This window comes from Azoarcus sp. TTM-91 (assembly GCF_012911025.1).
In the GTDB taxonomy this organism is placed as follows: Bacteria; Pseudomonadota; Gammaproteobacteria; order Burkholderiales; family Rhodocyclaceae; genus Azoarcus.
In genome coordinates this window covers 1-757 of record NZ_WUEI01000277.1, presented here as the reverse complement: position 1 = coordinate 757, position 757 = coordinate 1, and the positions used below count along the sequence as shown (strand labels likewise).

The 757-nt window shown below is 66.3% G+C and carries 1 protein-coding gene; it reads right to left on the bottom strand.

Going from position 1 to position 757, the window contains the following annotated elements:
• On the bottom strand, positions 1-757 hold a 757-nt coding region (locus GRF61_RS24210), incomplete at both ends, for an Ig-like domain-containing protein (protein WP_248281434.1).

Here is a 757-nt window from a genome sequence, read left to right as displayed (position 1 = left end):
TGCCATCCGGGTTCAGCGTGGCGGTGGCGGTCTGGGTCGAGCCGTCGGTGCCGGTGATGGTGACTTCGACGCTGGTAGCGTTGGTCGAGGTGCCAGTCAGCGTCGGGCTGCTGCCGTCGGCGCCCAGTTCCAGGTCGACCGTCACCGTCGGCTTGAGGTCGAAGCTGTCGCTATCGGTGTCGACCGCGCTGTTGTTGGCGTTGTCCTTCGCGGTCGCGGTCGCCGTGTAGGTGACTTCTTCGTTGAAGCTCAGCGTGCTGGTATCCACGCTCCAGCTGCCGTCCGGGTTCAGCGTGGCGGTGGCGGTCTGGGTCGAGCCGTCGGTGCCGGTGATGGTGACTTCGACGCTGGTGGCGTTGGTCGAGGTGCCAGTCAGCGTCGGGCTGCTGCCGTCGGCGCCCAGTTCGAGATCGACCGTGACGGTGGGCTGCAGGTCGAAGCTGTCCGAGTCAGTCGCAGTCGCGCTGTTGTTGGCGTTGTCCGTCGCGGTCGCGGTCGCCGTGTAGGTGACTTCTTCGTTGAAGGTCAGCGTGCTGGTATCCACGCTCCACGTGCCATCCGGGTTCAGCGTGGCGGTGGCGGTCTGGGTCGAGCCGTCGGTGCCGGTGATGGTGACTTCGACGCTGGTAGCGTTGGTCGAGGTGCCAGTCAGCGTCGGGCTGCTGCCGTCGGCGCCCAGTTCGAGATCGACCGTGACGGTGGGCTGCAGGTCGAAGCTGTCCGAGTCAGTCGCAGTCGCGCTGTTGTTGGCGTTGTC